We start from the raw sequence: 13,476 nt of genomic DNA on the forward strand, positions 1-13,476 counted from the left end.
ACCAACAATGCCTGATCTTTCCTCCGCCCTGCATCTCGCCGCTTCGGAACTGACCCTCGCGGTCGGGGCCCTGGTCCTGCTGATGGTCGGCGCCTTCATGGGCGACAAGAGCGCCCGCCTGGTGTCGATCCTGTCGGTGCTGCTGCTGATCGCCGCTGCGGTGATCGCCGTCACCGGTCCCTGGGGCGTCGCCTTCAACGGCGCCTATGTGGCCGATCCGCTGGCCATCTACGCCAAGAGCCTGATCTATCTGTCGGCGGCGGTCGCCATCATCCTGGGCGACGGCTGGATGAAGCGGACGCGGATCGCCAAGTTCGAATATCCGGTCCTGATCGTGCTGGCTTCGGTCGGCATGGGCATGATGGCGTCTTCCGGCGACCTGATCTCCATGTATGTGGGCATCGAGCTGCATTCGCTGGCGCTGTATGTTCTGGCCGCCTTCCACCGCGACGACGTCAAGGCGTCGGAAGCGGGCCTGAAGTATTTCGTCCTGGGCGCCCTGTCGTCGGGCCTGCTGCTGTATGGCGCCAGCCTGATCTACGGTTTCGCCGGCTCGATGCGGTTCGAGGACATCGCCGCATTCGCGGTCGATCATCCGTCGACCGGCCTGCTGTTCGGCCTGGTCTTCCTGATCTGCGGTCTGGCGTTCAAGGTTTCGGCCGCGCCCTTCCACATGTGGACGCCCGACGTCTACGAGGGCGCGCCGACGCCGGTCGTGGCCCTGTTCGCCACGGCCCCGAAGGTCGCGGCCATGGTGTTGATCGCGCGCGCGCTGGAAGCCGGTTTCGGCGACGCCCACGCCCAGTGGTCGCAGGTGCTGATCGCCATCTCCCTGATCAGCTTCGTCGTCGGTGCCTTCGGCGGTCTGGTGCAAAAGGACATCCAGCGCCTGCTGGCCTATTCGTCGATCGCCAACATCGGTTATGCGCTGTTGGGCATTGCGGCGGGCACGTCGGCGGGGCTTCAGGCCATGCTGATGTTCATGACCCTGTATGTCATCGACCAGTTGGGCTTCTTCGCCATCCTGCTGTCGCTGTCGCGTTCGGGACGTCCCATCCGCCGTATCCAGGATCTGGCGGGGCTGAAGAGGGACAAGCCGGTGACGGCCGTGGCCCTGACCATCCTGTCGCTGTCGGTCCTGGGGATGCCGCCGTTCTCGGGCTTCTGGGGCAAGTACTATGTGTTCGGCGCCGCCGCCAACGCCGGCCTGTGGCCGGTCGCGGCCGCCGGTCTGGTCGCCTCGGTCGTGGCCGCCTTCTACTATCTGCGGATCATCAAGCTGATGTGGTTCGATGCGCCCGTGGACGAAGTGGTCGCCGACAAGGCCCCGGTCGAGGCCCAATGGATCGGCTGGGCCTGCGCGGCCTTCGCCTTCCCGCTGGTGATCGTCGGTCTGACCTGGCTGGAGCCGCTGACCAAGGCCGCGAGCGCCGGCTTCGGGAACGGTTAGGGCGTTGGCGCCCGCCCCCCTGGTCATTCTCGACGAGATCGACTCGACCAACGCCGAGGCGCGGCGTCTGGCCGAGGCCGGCGAGCTGGGGCCCAGATGGATCGTGGCCCGTCGCCAGACGGCCGGGCGCGGACGGCGCGGACGGGCCTGGATCGACAAGCCGGGCAATCTGGCCGCAACTCTGCTGATCCGGGTGCAGGGAACGGCCCGCGAGGCCGCTCAGACGACCTTCATCGCCGCCCTGGCCGTCGCTGACCTGATGGACGTGTTCGTGTCGCCGGCCCTGGTCTCGATAAAATGGCCCAATGACGTGCTGCTGGATGGACGAAAGGCGTCGGGCATCCTGGTCGAAAGCGGGCCGCACCCGGCCGGAGGGCTGTGGCTGGCGGTCGGGATCGGCGTCAATCTGACCCATGCGCCCGAGGGCACGGAATCCGTCTCTGGCGCCATCGCCGACAGTCTGCGCGCCGACCTGACCTTCGCGCCGCCGGTCGAGGCCGCCGCCGAAATCCTGGCGGAGACCTTCGCCGTCTGGTGGGGGCGCTGGCAGACCCTAGGGTTCGAGCCGGTGCTGGACGCCTGGACCAGCCGTCTGACGGGATTGAACGGTCCCTGCACGGTGCGGCTGGATCATGAGACGATCGAGGGCTTGGCCGAAGGGGTGGAGCCCGACGGGGCGCTTCGTCTGCGTCTCGCCGATGGCTCTGCGCGCCTGATTTCCGCCGGCGATGTGTTCTTCGGCGCCACGCCCCGGAGCGGGGGCGTCTGATGCTGCTGGCGATCGAACAGGGCAATACGAACACGCTGTTTGCGGTTCACGACGGCGCAGAGTGGATCGCCCAGTGGCGGGCGGCGACCGAGGCCAGTCGCACCGCCGACGAATACGCCGTCTGGCTGCAACAACTGCTGGCCATGAAGGATCTGAAGTTCGGGCAACTGACGGGCTGCATCATCTCCAGCGTGGTGCCGCAGTCGATCTTTAACCTGCGCAATCTGGCGCGGCGCTATCTGAACCTTGAGCCCCTGGTGATCGGCGAGAATGTCGAACTGGGCATCGAGGTGCGGATTGCAAAGCCCAGCGAGGCCGGGGCGGACCGTCTGGTCAACGCCATCGGGGCCAAGCTGCTCTATTCCGGCGACCTGATTGTGATCGACAGCGGCACGGCGACCACCTTCGACATCGTCGCGGCGGACGGCGCCTTCGAGGGCGGGCTGATCGCGCCGGGCATCAATCTGTCGCTGCAGGCCCTGCACGAGGCGGCGGCCAAGCTTCCGCGTATCGCCATCCAGCGGCCCGACAAGGTCATCGGCAAGGGCACGGTCGAGGCCATGCAATCCGGCGTCTTCTGGGGCTATACCTCCCTGATCGAAGGTCTGGTCAGCCGCATCAAGACGGAGTGGGGCGCCCCCATGACCGTCATCGGCACCGGCGGCGTCGCCAGCCTGTTCGAAGGCGCAACGGACAGCATCGACCACTTCGATTCCGACCTGACGATTCGCGGCCTCCTTGAAATTTGGAGGAGAAACACACGAATGGGAGACCCATCTGTCTGACTTGTCCAGAAAAGCCGCGCGAATATTTCCTTGGCTTCTTTTAGCCGCGCTCGTCATCTATCTGCTACCCAGAGAAATTGAAGGACGCACGCCAGAGGGACGAAGGAAAGCGGCTCTAGCAGATGCTGCCGCCCGGTGCTTCGAGAAACACGAAGCCTCATCGGCGTTGTTCGAGACGTGCTTGGAAGCGGACGTCTATCCTTTATTCTCGTCCAAGAGCGCGCCTCCCGCCGACAAAGTGAAATCATGAAAAAGCAATCAGACGAACTCGTCTTCCTGCCCCTGGGCGGCTCGGACGAGGTCGGTATGAACCTGAACGCCTATGGCTATGGCCCCGAGACGAACCGTGAATGGCTGGTCGTCGATGTGGGCGTGACCTTCGGCGACCTGTCCACGCCCGGCGTGGACGTGATCGTGCCCGATCCCACCTTCCTGCAGGGTGAGAACATTCGCGGCATCGTCCTGACTCACGCGCACGAGGACCATATCGGCGCCCTGGGCTGGCTGTGGCCGCAGTTGAAGGCGCCGGTCTATGCGACGCCGTTCACCGCCTATCTGATCCGCGACAAGCTGCGCGAGCGCAATCTGCTGGACCAGGTCGAACTGATCGAGGTGCCGCTGGGCGGATCGGTCCAACTGGGGCCGTTCGGCGTGACCTTCGTCACCATGACCCACTCCATCGCCGAGCCGAACGGCCTGGCCATCGACACGCCGCTGGGCCTGGTGTTCCACACCGGCGACTGGAAGATCGACGATCAGCCGGTGATCGGCAGCCAGACCGACGCGCCCGCCATCCGCGCCCTGGGCGACAAGGGCGTTCTGGCGATGGTGTGCGATTCCACTAATGTCTTCGTGCCGGGCGTCGCCGGGTCCGAGGGCGATGTGGCGGTTGCGCTGGCCGATCTGATCTCGACCCTGAAGGGCAGGGTGGCGGTCGGCTGCTTCGCCTCCAACGTCGCGCGGATGGACAGCGTGATCCGTGCGGCCGAGGCCTGCGGGCGCCGCGTCGCCCTGGCCGGTCGGTCGATGCACCGCATCACGGCGGCGGCCAAGCACGTCGGCATGTTGCAGGGGGTGAAACCCTTTCTGTCCGATGAGGAAGCCCGCGTCTGGCCGGCCGATCAGATCCTGTATCTGTGCACCGGCAGCCAGGGGGAGGCGCGGGCGGCCCTGTCACGCGTGGCGGACGGCACCCATCCCACCGTCAAGCTGGGCCTGGGCGACCACTGTATCTTCTCCTCGCGCCAGATTCCGGGCAACGAACTGGCCATCGGCCGGTTGCAGGACCGGTTGGCGGATCGGGGCGTGCGCCTCTACACCGAGAAGGACCATCCCGGCATTCACGTCTCTGGCCACCCATGCCGCGAGGAACTGAAGCAGATGTACCAGTGGGCGCGGCCCCAGATCGCCGTGCCGACCCACGGGGTGCGCCGCTTCCTGCTGGAACACGCCAATCTGGCCCAGGAGATGGGCGTTGCGGAAACCGTGACCCCGCGCAACGGCGACATGGTGCGCCTGGCGCCCGGCCCGGCCGCCATCGTGGACGAGGTGCCGAACGGCCGCCTCTACGTCGACGGCGGCATGCTGGTGACGGAACAGGGGGAGGCGCTGAAGGAGCGTCGCCACGCCTCGACCAACGGCGTGCTGATCGTCAGCTTCTGCCTGGACAAGCGCGGGCGGATCGTCAGCGACATCGACATCCGCAGCGTCGGCCTGCCGGGCGACCTGAAGACGCCGCTGGGCGACGCCCTGGACGATCTGGCCGAACGGGTCGAACAGGTGGTCAAGAGCCTGAAGGGCGAGGCGCTGGACGACGAGATGGTCATCGAACAGGCGGTCGCGCGCGTGTTGAAGAAGGCCAGCCAGCAGATCTGGGATCGGCGACCGATCGTCGAAACCATCGTCCTGAGGCTGTAAGAGGCAGGGATGGCCGAACGTCTCTTCCTGCTGAACCCAGACTGGCGCGACGAACTGGGCGGGCCCTGGTTCTGTCCGCCCGGCGCGCTGATCGAAGGGGTGCTGGGTCTGTATCCCAGGCTCCGCGAACAGCTGGAGGTGGTTCGCCTGGATCATCCGCGCCCGCGCCTGCCCGTGATCGAACAGGTGGGCGAAGGCCATCAGAGCTGTCCGGTCCTGGTTCTGGACGGCGAACTGGACTGGCCGGAGGCGCAGACCAGCCAGACGACCGGCCGTCGCTTCCTGCAGGATGCGGCCATCATTCCCTATCTGGCCGCCCGGTACGGGATCGGCCTGCCGCACCCCTAGAGGTCCGTCATGCCCATCGGCGTCTTCACCATGGTCGGCATCTACATCATCGTCTGGTGGACGGTGCTGTTCGCGGTCCTGCCGCTGGGCATGGCGGGAGAGACCAAGGAGCCGCCGACGGACGGGGCGCAGTGGGGCGCGCCGCGCACGCCCAATCTGAAGAGGAAGTTCCTGACCACCACCTGGGTGTCGGCGCTGGTCTGGGTGTTCATCATGGTGCTGATCTTCACCGGTTGGCTGCCGCTGCCGGACTTCTCCAGCGCGCCAGCGGTCTAAACGTGACGGCGGCCTAGCTTTCGCCCTGCTGCACCGGCTAAAGCCTTGGGACTGTTTCGACGCCTAGGATTCCCGACCATGCGCCTGTCGCGCTTTTTCCTGCCCACGCTGAAGGAAGCCCCTTCGGACGCCCAGATCGTCTCGCACCAGCTGATGCTGCGCGCCGGCATGATCAAGCAGGAGGCCGCCGGCATCTACGCCTGGCTTCCGCTGGGGCTGAAGGTGCTGCGCAAGATCGAGCAGATCGTGCGCGAGGAGCAGATGCGGGCAGGGGCTGTCGAACTGCTGATGCCGACGCTGCAACTGGCCGATCTGTGGCGGGAATCGGGGCGTTACGACGCCTACGGCCCCGAAATGCTGCGCATCACCGATCGGCATGAGCGCGAGCTGCTGTACGGACCGACCAACGAGGAGATGATCACCGACATCTTCCGGGCCTATGTGAAGTCCTACAAGTCGCTGCCGCTGAACCTGTTTCATATTCAGTGGAAGTTCCGCGACGAGCGCCGTCCGCGCTTCGGCGTGATGCGCGGGCGCGAGTTCCTGATGAAGGACGCCTATTCGTTCGATGTGGACGAGGCCGCCGCCCGCGTCGCCTACAACCGCATGTTCGTCGCCTATCTGAACACCTTCGCCCGCATGGGCCTGAAGGCGGTGCCGATGCGCGCCGACACCGGCCCCATCGGCGGCGATCTGAGCCACGAGTTCATCGTCCTGGCCGAAACCGGCGAGAGCGAGGTCTTCTGCGACCGCAAACTGGTCGAGATGCCCGCGCCCGGCGGCGACTTCAGCCCGGAAGCCGTCCAGGCCGTGTTCGACGAACGCACCGCCCTCTACGCCGCCACCGAAGAGATGCACGATCAGTCGCAATTCGAGGCCAGGACGGCCGAAGGCGACCGCCTGTCGGCGCGCGGCATCGAGGTCGGCCACATCTTCTATTTCGGCACGAAATATTCGGCCCCGATGAAGGCCAAGGTCGCCGGGCCGGACGGTCAGGACGCCGAGGTCCACATGGGCAGCTATGGCGTCGGCGTGTCGCGCCTGCTGGGCGCCATCATCGAGGCCAGCCACGACGCCGGCGGCATCATCTGGCCCGACGCGGTCGCGCCGTTCGACGTGGTCGTGATCAATCTGCGCGCCAACGACGAAGCCGTCTCGGCCGCCTGCGAAGACGCGGTGGCCCAGTTGGAGGCGCGCGGCAAGGACGTGCTGTACGACGACACCGACGAGCGTCCGGGTGGAAAGTTCGCCACCGCGGATTTGATCGGCGTGCCTTGGCAACTGACCATCGGTCCCAAGGGTTTGGCCGATGGCGTGGTCGAGTTGAAGCGCCGCGCCACCGGCGAGAAGGTCTCCGTCCCCCTGGCCGAAGCGATTGAAAGGTTGACGGCTTGAGCCTGCCCGCCCGTTCTTCCGGCGCCTTCTCCTCCTGGGAGATCGGCCTGGCCCTTCGTTATCTGCGCGCCAAGCGCAAGGAGGGCGGCGTCGCCCTGATCGCCATCATCAGCTTCATCGGCATCCTGCTGGCGGTGATGGCGCTGATCGTGGTGTTGAGCATCATGTCCGGCTTCCGCACCGAACTGCTGGGGCGGATGCTGTCGTTCAACGGGCATATGTATGTGCAGGGACCGGTGCTGACCTCGCCGGATCGGGACGCCGCGCTGAAGCGGATCGCGGCCGTGCCGGGCGTGGTCAGCGCCAGCCCTCTGAACGAGGCGCAAAGCCTGGTGCGCGTCGGCGGCTATACGACGGGCGCCGTGGTGCGCGGCGTGCGGCCGCAGGATCTGGCCGACACCAAATTCGTGTTCGACAGCCTGACGCCAGCCGAGCGCGAAAGCTTCGGCAAGGGCGCTTATGGCGGCGACCGCATCCTGATCGGCGCGGCCCTGGCCAACAGCCTGGGCGTTCGGGTCGGCGATCCGATCACCCTCTATTCCCCGACGGGCGCCGACAGCGCCTTCGGCAATCTGGGCGGGCTGGAGAAGACCTATTTCGTGGGCGGGCTGTTCCGTTCGGGCGCCGCAGACTACGACCGGGCCTTCATGTTCATGCCGCTGGAGCAGCAGCAGCTGTTCTTCGGCAAGGAGGGCGTCTGGGACGTGATCGAGATCAAGGTCGCCGATGCCGACAAGGTGGGCGCCATGACCGACGCCATCCGCAAGGCCGCCGGACCTGGCGCGGTCGTGACCGACTGGCGCGAACGCCAGGCCGCCTTCTATGGCGCCCTGAAGGTAGAGCGGGTGGCCATGAGCATCATCCTGGGCATGGTGGTGGCCATCGCCGCCCTGAACATCATTTCCGGCATCGTCATGCTGGTGAAGAACAAGACCAAGGACATCGCCATCCTGCGCACCATCGGCGCCAGCCCGTCGGCGATCCTGCGCGTCTTCTTCATGGCGGGGTCGATGATCGGGGTTGCGGGCACCATCGCGGGTCTGGTGCTGGGGCTTCTGTTCTGCCTGAACATCGGCTCCATCCAGCATTTCCTGGAGTGGGTGTTTCAGACCAAGCTGTTCAACTCGGACGTCTATATGCTGGATTCCATCCCGGCCCTGGTCGATCCGGTGGATGTGATCTGGATCACCGTCTGGGCGACCTTCATGTCGTGCGTCGCCAGCCTGATCCCGTCATGGCTGGCCACCCGGATCGATCCGATCGAGGCGCTGCGTTATGAGTAAGTCCGCCCCCATCCTGTCCGTGCGCGGCCTGACGCGCACCTACGACACCGCCCAGGGCGGCCTGACGGTGCTGAGGGGCGTGGACCTGGATGTCTATCCAGGAGAGATCGTCGGCCTGATCGGGCCTTCGGGGTCGGGCAAGTCGTCGCTGCTGCACGCCGCGGGCCTGCTGGAGCGTCCCACGGCCGGGGTCGTGACTATCGACGGCGAGGCCGTAGGCGATCTGGACGAGCGAGCGCGCACGCGCCTGCGCCTCAGCCGGATCGGCTTCGTCTATCAGTTCCACCATCTGCTGCCTGAGTTCGACGCCCGCGACAACGTCGCCCTGCCGATGCGGATCGCCGGCGTGTCGCAGACCGAGGCTCGTCGTCGCGCGGAAGAGACGCTGAAGGCCCTGGGCCTTGGCGACCGACTGACGCACCAGCCGGCGCAGCTATCGGGCGGAGAGCAGCAGCGGGTCGCCATCGGCCGGGCCCTGGCCAACGGACCGCGGCTGTTGCTGGCCGACGAGCCGACGGGCAACCTGGATCCGACGACCAGCCAGTCCGTGTTCGAATCCCTAAGATCTCTGGCCAAGACGACAGGCGTCGGCGCCCTCATCGCCACGCACAACATGGAGCTGGCCGGCCATATGGACCGCGTCTTCGCCTTGAAGGACGGACTGCTGGAAGAGCGGGCGGCCGAGAGCCACGCCTACTGAAGCGGCCGGAGGCTCGAATCGCGACCCAGGTGGCAAGTGCGTGGGAATACGAGGTGTCGCTGCGCGTGGCGGCCCTATATCCTGGGTCGATGAAGAGGCGTGGGCTCGCCGCGAATGGTACTGCGGCGTGAGGAATATGAATCAGAAGGCCGAGGCTGCAGTCTCCGACGCCGGGCGGGCACGGAGCCGGACAGAAACCCGAAGCGGTCAGGAAATCGTGGTGGTGGACGACGACGCCGCCATCCTGTCCATGACCCTGCTCACCTTCCGCGAGGCCGGTTACGACGCCGTCGGATTCAGCGATCCGCTGGACGCCCTGATGTGGGTGTCGGACGCCGATCCGACCTGCATCGTCGTCGACCTGAAGCTCCCGGGCGTGGAAGGGTTGGACCTGGTCAGCGCCTTCTGCGCCTTCGGCCGGCACGCTGTCATCCTGGTCAGCGCCTATGTCGATGTCATCACAACGGTCGACGCGATGCGGATGGGGGTCGACAACGTCCTGACCAAACCGACGTCGCCCGAGACCCTGCTGGGCGCGGCGCGCCACGCCTTGGACGTGCTGGTCTCCATGCCGCGGCAGGACGTTTTGACCTTCACCCGGCGCGAGCGGCAGGTGGCCGAGTTCATCGTGGCGGGCAAGACGACGAAACAGATAGCCCAGGCCCTGGCCCTGAGCCCGCGCACGGTCGAGTTCTTCCGCGCCAGCCTGTTGCGCAAGACCCAGTCGCCGAACTCGGCGGCCCTGGCCTCGGCCTTGACCCGCATCGGATTTCACGCGCCCGACGCTTGACGGGAACAAATATGGAACATAGAACAATCCCGGAACACACAAGGTGATCTGGGGATAAGACCATGCCGCGTTTGATGAGGGATATGCTGTCGCTTGCGTCGTGCGGCGGCTTCGTCTGGATGGTCTGGCAGGCGGCGCTGATGGCCACGAGCGTTTGAGGCGGCGGCTCGGCCGTTGGCAGGCGCGCCGAGTCGGCGTCTGATCGGCGGTCGAGGTAAAGGAGCGAAGAATGAGCGCAGCAGGGGCCATGGGGTTCGTCCATCTGCGGGTGCGCTCGGCCTATTCGCTGCTGGAAGGCGCCATCAAGGCGGGCAAGATCGGCAAGATGGCGGCCGACGCCGGCATGCCGGCCGTGGCCGTCGCCGACCGGGCCAATCTGTTCGGCGCCTTGGAGTTCAGCCAGACGGCCAAGGACGCGGGGGTTCAGCCTATCGTGGCCTGCGCCCTGCCGGTGCGGGGTATCGGCGGCCAGATCAACGCGCGCTGGGCCAAGACGCCGACGGTGGTTTTGCTGGCGCAGAACGAGGCCGGGTGGCTGAACCTGTGCGCCCTGTCGTCCGCCGCCTATCTGGAAGCCGGCGAGATGGCCGAGCCGGGCGTGGAGTGGGCCCAGGTCGCCGCGCGCGCCGAGGGGCTTATCCTGTTGTCGGGTGGGCCGGACGGGCCGGTTGATCCTCTATTTGTTCAGGGCAAGGCAGCCGAAGCTGCGGAAGCCTTGCAGGCGATGAAGGCGGCGTTCGGCGACCGCTTCTATGTCGAACTGCAACGCCACAATCTGAACGACGAGCGCGTGGCCGAGGGCGGCCTGGTCCGCTGGGCCTATGACAATGACGCGCCGCTGGTGGCGACCAACGACGTCTATTACGCCAAGGCCGCCCAGGCGAAGTCGCACGACGCCTTGCTGTGCATCGCCGACGGCGCCTTTACCGGCCAGGAGGACCGCCGTCGGATCACCGGCGAACACTGGTTCAAGTCGGCCGAGACGATGCGGACTTTGTTCGCCGACCTGCCCGAGGCCTGTGACAACACCATCGACATCGCCCGGCGTTGCGCCTTCCTGGTCAAGACCCATGCGCCGATCCTTCCGCGCTTCGACACGGGCGCCGGACGGTCCGAGGCCGACGAACTGGCGCACCAGGCGCGCGAGGGACTGAAGGTCCGTCTGACCCAGGTGACGCCGGCCGTACCGGAGGAAGAATACTGGACCCGCCTGGAATGGGAGGTCGGGATCATCCAGCAGATGGGGTTCCCCGGCTATTTCCTGATCGTGTCGGACTTCATCAAATGGGCCAAGGAGCACGGCATTCCCGTGGGGCCGGGGCGGGGCTCGGGCGCCGGGTCTCTGGTCGCCTGGTCCCTGACCATCACCGATCTGGACCCCTTGCGGTTCGGTCTGCTGTTCGAGCGGTTCCTGAACCCAGAACGGGTGTCCATGCCCGACTTCGACATCGACTTCTGCCAGGAGCGGCGCGAAGAGGTGATCGACTATGTCCAGGCCCACTACGGCAAGGACCGGGTCGCCCAGATCATCACCTTCGGCACCCTGCAGGCGCGGGCTGTGCTGCGCGACGTCGGGCGGGTGCTGCAGATGCCGCTGGGGCAGGTGGACCGGCTCTGCAAGATGGTGCCGAACAATCCGGCCAACCCCGTCACCCTGGCCCAGGCCATCGAGCTGGAACCGCGTCTGAAGGAGGCGCGCGACGCCGAGCCGGCGGTCCAGACCCTGCTGGAGACGGCGCTGGAGCTGGAGGGGCTGTATCGCAACGCCTCGACCCACGCGGCCGGCATCGTGATCGGCGACCGGCCGCTGACCGAACTGGTGCCGCTGTATCAGGACCCGCGCTCCACCATCCCCGCTTCCCAGTTCAACATGAAGTGGGTCGAACCGGCGGGGCTGGTGAAGTTCGACTTCCTGGGCCTGAAGACCCTGACCACCCTGGACCGGGCGCACGGCTATCTCTCGCGGCGGGGCGCCGCGCCGGTGTGGAACCAGCTGCCGCTGGACGACGCCAAGACCTATGAGTTGATGGCCTCGGGCCAGACGGTTGGGGTGTTCCAGCTGGAATCCCAGGGGATGCGCGACACCCTGCGCAAGATGCGCTGCGGCTCCATCGAGGAAGTGACCGCCCTGATCTCTCTCTACCGGCCGGGGCCGATGGAGATGATCGACACCTATATCGACCGCAAATTCGGCCGCGCCGAGGTCGACTATCTGCACCCGAGTCTGAAGGAGGTTCTGACCGAGACCTATGGGGTCATCATCTACCAGGAACAGGTGATGAAGATCGCCCAGATCCTGGCGGGCTACAGCCTTGGCGAGGCCGACCTGCTGCGTCGGGCCATGGGCAAGAAGAAGAAGGAGGAGATGGATTTCCAGCGGGCGCGCTTCATCAAGGGCGCGCTGGAAAAGGATGTGTCCGAGACCCAGTCCGGCTCCATCTTCGATCTGGTGGCCAAGTTCGCCGGCTATGGCTTCAACAAGTCTCACGCGGCCGCCTATGCGCTGATCTCGTTCCAGACCGGCTGGCTGAAGGCCAATCATCCGGTCGAATTCTTCGCCGCCTCCATGAGCCTGGACCTGTCGAACACGGACAAGCTGGCGGTCTTCTATCAGGATGCGCGGCGGTTCGAGGTGCAGGTTCTGGCGCCTGACATCAACCGCTCATCGGCCGACTTCGACGTGGCGTGGGACGAGGGGCAGGGGGCGGTGCTCTACGCCCTGGGCGCCATTCGCAACGTGGGCCTGGAAGCTATGCGGCACGTCATCGAGGTGCGCGAGACGGGCGGACGGTTCGCGGACATCTTCGACTTCCTGGAGCGGGTCGATCCGCGCAGCGTCAACAAGCGGGCGCTGGAGGGGCTGGCCAAGGCCGGAGCGTTCGACAGCATTCATCCGAACCGGCGTCAGTTGGTCGAACAGGCCGATGTGCTGATGGCCTATTGCCAGAGCGTGGCGGCCGAGCGGGCGTCGTCCCAGGTCAGCCTGTTCGGCGGCGATCAGGCGCATGCGGCGCGTCCCCGGCTGAAGGCGGTCGATCCCTGGGTCGGGCCGGAGCGTCTGGACCACGAACTGGCGGCGGTGGGCTTCTATCTGTCGGGGCATCCGCTGGACGAGATGACTACGGCGTTGAAGCGCAAGCGCGTCACCTTCGTCGCCGAGGCCATTCCTCTTGCCGAGGGAGGACACGAGGCGTTCCAGATGGCCGGCGTGGTGCGGCGCAGGCAGGAGCGGGCCAGCGCGCGGACGGGCGAGAAGTTCGCCTTCGTCACCTTCTCGGATCCGACCGGGGAGTTCGAGTGCCTTTTCCCGCCCGAACAGCTGCGCAAATGCCGCGAGGTGCTGGAGCCCGGCGCCTCGGTCATGGTGCGGGTGCGCGCCAAGGCTTCGGACGGCGAGGTGCGCTTCTTCGGCGACGACGCCTCGCAGATGGACAATCTGCTGGATGACGCCAATCTGGGCCTGCGCGTCCATGTCTCCGCCCGCACCGCCGACGCCGAGGCCCTGAAGGCGCGGCTGGAGCGAGCGCGGTCGGGCGCCATCGGCAAGGGGGGCGAGATTTCGCTGATGATCGCCGGTCTGGAGCAGGGACGGGAGGTCGAGGTCAAACTGCCCGGCCGCTATCGCTTGGACGGCGCCTTGCGCGGCGCGCTGAAGTCGGCGCCCGGCGTGGTGATGCTGGAGGACGCCTGACGGGCTACAGCCGCTGATGTATGGCTAAGCTTTTGATATTTCGGAACCTCACGGCCGCGTGATGGGTTTGGG

11 protein-coding genes are annotated in these 13,476 nt (G+C 66.4%); all 11 read left to right on the plus strand.

Annotated features, from left to right (window positions below; genetic code table 11):
- Positions 1 to 7: 7 nt before the first annotated feature.
- Positions 8 to 1,450, plus strand: coding sequence for an NADH-quinone oxidoreductase subunit NuoN (gene nuoN, locus ACWPV3_RS10225; protein WP_313454503.1), 1,443 nt, complete (start codon positions 8 to 10; stop codon positions 1,448 to 1,450).
- Positions 1,451 to 1,454: 4 nt separating this feature from the next.
- The gene (locus tag ACWPV3_RS10230; protein WP_453977792.1) at positions 1,455 to 2,219 is read left to right on the plus strand and encodes a biotin--[acetyl-CoA-carboxylase] ligase; all 765 of its coding nucleotides are present in this window, start codon (positions 1,455 to 1,457) and stop codon (positions 2,217 to 2,219) included.
- Entirely contained in the window at positions 2,216 to 3,004 is a 789-nt protein-coding gene (locus ACWPV3_RS10235; RefSeq protein WP_453978522.1) for a type III pantothenate kinase, read from the plus strand. The genes ACWPV3_RS10230 and ACWPV3_RS10235 overlap by 4 nt, the downstream gene beginning before the upstream one ends.
- Before the next feature lie 246 nt (positions 3,005 to 3,250).
- Positions 3,251 to 4,921, plus strand: a complete 1,671-nt coding sequence (locus ACWPV3_RS10240) for a ribonuclease J (RefSeq protein WP_453977793.1) — start codon at positions 3,251 to 3,253, stop codon at positions 4,919 to 4,921.
- Positions 4,922 to 4,930: 9 nt separating this feature from the next.
- Complete coding sequence (locus tag ACWPV3_RS10245) at positions 4,931 to 5,269, plus strand: DUF3088 family protein (protein WP_453977794.1); 339 nt, start codon at positions 4,931 to 4,933, stop codon at positions 5,267 to 5,269.
- Between the two features lie 9 nt (positions 5,270 to 5,278).
- On the plus strand, positions 5,279 to 5,545 hold the full coding sequence (locus tag ACWPV3_RS10250; RefSeq protein WP_453977795.1) for a DUF1467 family protein: 267 nt from the start codon (positions 5,279 to 5,281) through the stop codon (positions 5,543 to 5,545).
- Positions 5,546 to 5,623: 78 nt separating this feature from the next.
- A complete protein-coding gene (gene proS / locus ACWPV3_RS10255; protein WP_453977796.1) occupies positions 5,624 to 6,940 on the plus strand; it encodes a proline--tRNA ligase in 1,317 nt (438 codons plus the stop codon).
- Positions 6,937 to 8,223, plus strand: coding sequence for a lipoprotein-releasing ABC transporter permease subunit (locus ACWPV3_RS10260; RefSeq protein ID WP_409411731.1), 1,287 nt, complete (start codon positions 6,937 to 6,939; stop codon positions 8,221 to 8,223). Before proS ends, ACWPV3_RS10260 begins: the two co-directional genes overlap by 4 nt.
- Complete coding sequence (locus ACWPV3_RS10265; protein WP_453977797.1) at positions 8,216 to 8,923, plus strand: ABC transporter ATP-binding protein; 708 nt, start codon at positions 8,216 to 8,218, stop codon at positions 8,921 to 8,923. Before ACWPV3_RS10260 ends, ACWPV3_RS10265 begins: the two co-directional genes overlap by 8 nt.
- 136 nt (positions 8,924 to 9,059) lie before the next feature.
- Positions 9,060 to 9,713, plus strand: a complete 654-nt coding sequence (locus ACWPV3_RS10270; RefSeq protein WP_292176517.1) for a response regulator transcription factor — start codon at positions 9,060 to 9,062, stop codon at positions 9,711 to 9,713.
- Positions 9,714 to 9,942: 229 nt separating this feature from the next.
- The gene (dnaE, locus tag ACWPV3_RS10275) at positions 9,943 to 13,404 is read left to right on the plus strand and encodes a DNA polymerase III subunit alpha (protein ID WP_453977798.1); all 3,462 of its coding nucleotides are present in this window, start codon (positions 9,943 to 9,945) and stop codon (positions 13,402 to 13,404) included.
- Positions 13,405 to 13,476 lie beyond the last annotated feature (72 nt).

The sequence above is a fragment of the Brevundimonas sp. Marseille-Q4549 genome (genome assembly GCF_976940555.1).